Source organism: Devosia sp. (assembly GCF_040509215.1).
Lineage (GTDB): Bacteria > Pseudomonadota > Alphaproteobacteria > Rhizobiales > Devosiaceae > Devosia.
This window is the reverse complement of sequence record NZ_JBEVLL010000195.1, coordinates 1-3,516: the sequence shown is the minus strand read 5'-3', so window position 1 is coordinate 3,516 and position 3,516 is coordinate 1. Positions and strand designations below refer to the sequence as shown.

4 protein-coding genes are annotated in these 3,516 nt (G+C 61.1%); all 4 read left to right on the top strand.

Translation table 11 applies throughout. The annotated features are described in order from the left end of the window. Nucleotides 1-76 precede the first annotated feature (76 nt). On the top strand, nt 77-1,078 hold the full coding sequence (locus tag ABW043_RS10830; RefSeq protein ID WP_353921222.1) for an ABC transporter permease: 1,002 nt from the start codon (nt 77-79) through the stop codon (nt 1,076-1,078). After that, nucleotides 1,075-1,992, top strand: a complete 918-nt coding sequence (locus tag ABW043_RS10825; protein ID WP_353921221.1) for an ABC transporter permease — start codon at nt 1,075-1,077, stop codon at nt 1,990-1,992. Before ABW043_RS10830 ends, ABW043_RS10825 begins: the two co-directional genes overlap by 4 nt. Then, the gene (locus ABW043_RS10820; protein WP_353921220.1) at nt 1,989-2,903 is read left to right on the top strand and encodes an ABC transporter ATP-binding protein; all 915 of its coding nucleotides are present in this window, start codon (nt 1,989-1,991) and stop codon (nt 2,901-2,903) included. Before ABW043_RS10825 ends, ABW043_RS10820 begins: the two co-directional genes overlap by 4 nt. Beyond that, nucleotides 2,900-3,516, top strand: a 617-nt coding sequence (locus ABW043_RS10815) for an ATP-binding cassette domain-containing protein (RefSeq protein ID WP_353921219.1), incomplete at its 3' end; no start/stop codon positions are given. The genes ABW043_RS10820 and ABW043_RS10815, both read left to right, overlap by 4 nt.

Sequence of the window (3,516 nt, the reverse complement as noted above, 5' to 3'; positions counted from 1 at the left end):
GGCGCTGAACGCTTCTCCGGGCTCTTGTTTCGTCGCGCAGCGGTGTTCCGGCTGCGCCCTTGCGAAGGACTGACTGATGGGTGTTCTCGCCTACGTCGCCAAGCGGTTCGGCCTCTATCTCGCCGTGCTGTTTATCGGGCTGACTATTACCTTCATGCTGCCCCGCCTCATGCCGATCAATCCGGTGGATGGCTATATCGGGCAGATCCAGAGCCGCGCCAATGGCACGCTTACCCCCGAGGCCATTGCAGAAATGCGGGCCAATCTTGAAGTGCTCTATGGCCTCAAGGGCGACATCCTCACCCAGTATTTTTCCTATCTGAAGCGCGTCGTCATCGACTTCGATTTCGGTCCGTCCTTCACCTATTACCCGACCGAAGTCTCGACCATGATCCTGACGGCGCTACCCTGGACGCTGGGGCTGCTGCTGACCTCGACGATGATTGCCTGGCTCCTGGGCAATATGGTGGGGCTCGTTGCCGGCTACTTCCACAAGAAGAAGGCCGCCTCGGTGCTCGAATTCGTCGGGATCCTCCTCTACCCGATCCCCTATTACATTCTCGCGGTCACGGTGCTGCTGCTGCTGGCCTATATCTTCCCGATCTTTCCGCTCTCCCCGACCTTCCCGGTGGGCGAGATGACCTGGCCCAAGGTGGGGATGATCCTCTACAATTCGCTCCTGCCGGCCATCACGCTGGTTCTGGCGGGCTTTGGCTGGAACATCCTCTCGATGAAGGCCCTGGCGGTCGCGACCACCGAAGAGCCCTATGTCACCTATGCGCGGCTCAAGGGCACCTCGAACTGGACGCGCATGACGCGCTATGTGTTCCGCAATGCGCTCTTGCCGCAGGTGACGGCCCTGGCCCTGTCGCTGGGCATGATCTTTAACGGCGCGCTGCTCACCGAGATCATCTTCTCCTATCCCGGCATCGGGTTGATCATGCGCACCGCCGCGACGGGTGGCGACTACAACGTGCTCTACGGCGCCATCACGCTCTCGATCCTGGCTGTCGCCACTGCCGGCCTTGTCATCGACCTCATCTATCCTCTCCTCGACCCGCGGATCCGCACGAAATGAGCATGGACATCAACAATGCCGATCCCGTGGCGCTGGTTGTTGCGCCGCCTGTCGTCGGTAAGCCCGGACGCCGCAAAGGCGGACTGCTCTGGCTTCTCAATGGCCGCCTCGCGGTCGGTCTCGTCATCCTGATCGTCATGGGGCTAGGCAGTTTCATCCTGCCCTACTTCGCGCCGGCCGATCCGTCGGTGCAGGCCACTTACATGCGCAACCTGCCCATGTCGGGCGTCCATTGGCTCGGCACCAATGCGCTGGGGCAGGACATTTTCTGGTTCCTGGTCTTTGCCATCAAGAACTCGCTGATGCTCGGCATTCTGGTTGCGGTGGGCGTGACGATCGTTGCGACCATTGTCGGGCTGAGCGCCGGCTATATCGGCGGCGCATTCGAGCGCATCGTCATGCTGTTCGTCGATACGTTCATCACCATTCCGCTCCTGCCGATCCTGATCATTCTGGGCGCGCTGATCCGGGGAAACACCTCGTTCTTCACCGTTGGCTTGATCATCATCATCTTTGGCTGGGCCTGGGACGCACGCACCGTTCGCGCCATGGCGCTCACCTTGCGGGAGCGCGAATTCATCAACATGGCGCGGTTCTCGGGGGCCAATACCGTCGACATCCTCGCCAAGGAAATCTTCCCCTACGTGTCGGCCTATATCCTCGTTGGCTTCATCAATACCGTGCTCTTCGCCATCAATACCGAAGCGACCCTGGCCGTGATCGGCCTCTCCAAGGTCGAGGTGCCGACGCTTGGCTCCATTATCTTCTGGGCCCTCAACTACAACGCCCTCTTCACCGGGCAATATCCCTGGATCGTGGCGCCAATCGTCGCGACCGTTACCCTCTTCCTCGGGCTGTTCCTGACTTCCACCGGGTTCAACCAGGCCTTTGCCAGCAAGCGTGGTGTGTCATGATCCGGCTCAACGATCTCAAGATCAGCTATCGCATCAGCGGCCGGACCATCGACGCCGTCGACGGGGTGACCCTCACCATTCCGGACAATTGCGTCGTCGGCATTGCAGGGGAGTCAGGCTCGGGCAAATCGACGCTAATGAAGGCGATCTATGGCGATATCCAGTCGCCCATGTATCTCTCGCGCGGCAGCATCGACTACGGCTTGACGGGGGCGGACGGAAAGCCGGTGACGGCGGAGAACGTACGCAAAGAATGGTTCAAGACCATTTCCTACATCCCGCAATCCTCGATGAACTCGCTCAATCCGGTGATCCGCATCCGTGAGCAGTTCATCGATTTTCCTGGCACGGACAGCGACAAGAAGCGGGTGCTTGAAAGGGCACGGGCTTACATCGGCAAATTGGGCCTGCCGCCGGAGGCGATGGATTCTTATCCGCACCAGCTTTCGGGTGGCATGCGGCAGCGCATGATGATCGCGCTCGCCACCTTCTTCCAGCCCGAGCTGATCATCGCCGACGAGCCGACCACGGCGCTCGACGTGGTGGTGCAGAAGGACATTCTGATGCTCCTCATGGAGCTGCAGGAGGAGATGGGCAATACCATCCTCGTCGTCTCGCACGACATGGGCGTCCACTATCAGGTCACCCACAAGATGCTGATCATGTATGCCGGGCGCGTCGTCGAATATGGCGATACCGACAGCGTGTTTGCCGACCCGCAGCACGCCTACACCAAGATGCTGATCGACTCCCTGCCCACCATTGGCGACGACAGCATGCGCGGCGTGATCGCCAGCCAGGCCGGAGCCGGCGGCGATCGCGCCTTCAGGGTCGAGCCCCATCTCATCGAGGTAAAGCCGGGCCATTTCGTCGCCCAGCCGGCGCGCGAGAAAGCGGGAGTTTTGGCATGACCTTCATTCTCAAGACCGAGGGCCTCAACAAGACCTACCGGCTTGGCGGCATCGTGCGCGCCAAGCAGATCCAGGCGCTCAACGACGTCAACATCACCGTCGAAAGCGACAAGCCGGTGGTGATTGCCATTGTCGGGGAATCGGGCAGCGGCAAGACGACCTTGGCCAAGACGCTGCTGCGGCTGGAAACGCCGACGAGCGGGCGAGCGATCGTCTATGATGAGGTCGTGGCAGGCCAGGGCGCCATCCCTTCCAAGAAGGATTTTTTGGGGCTGGTGCAGCCGATCTTCCAAAATCCCTTTGAGGCGTTCAGCCGCTATCGACCGGTCGACGTCTATCTCGAAGAGACGGCGCGGCGGGTGGCGGGCATGGATGGGCCGCAGGCCGAGGCCGCGGTGGAAGCGGCGCTCAAAAGCGTGGGTCTCAACTATGAAGAGGTGCGCGGCAAATACACGGCCCAGTTTTCGGGCGGTGAACTGCAGCGCATTTCGGTGGCGCGGGCGCTGATCCCGGACCCCAAACTGATCGTCGCCGACGAGCCGGTTTCGATGATCGACGCCTCGCGCCGCATGATCATCATCAACCTCTTCAAGCGGCTGCGCGACGAGGCGGG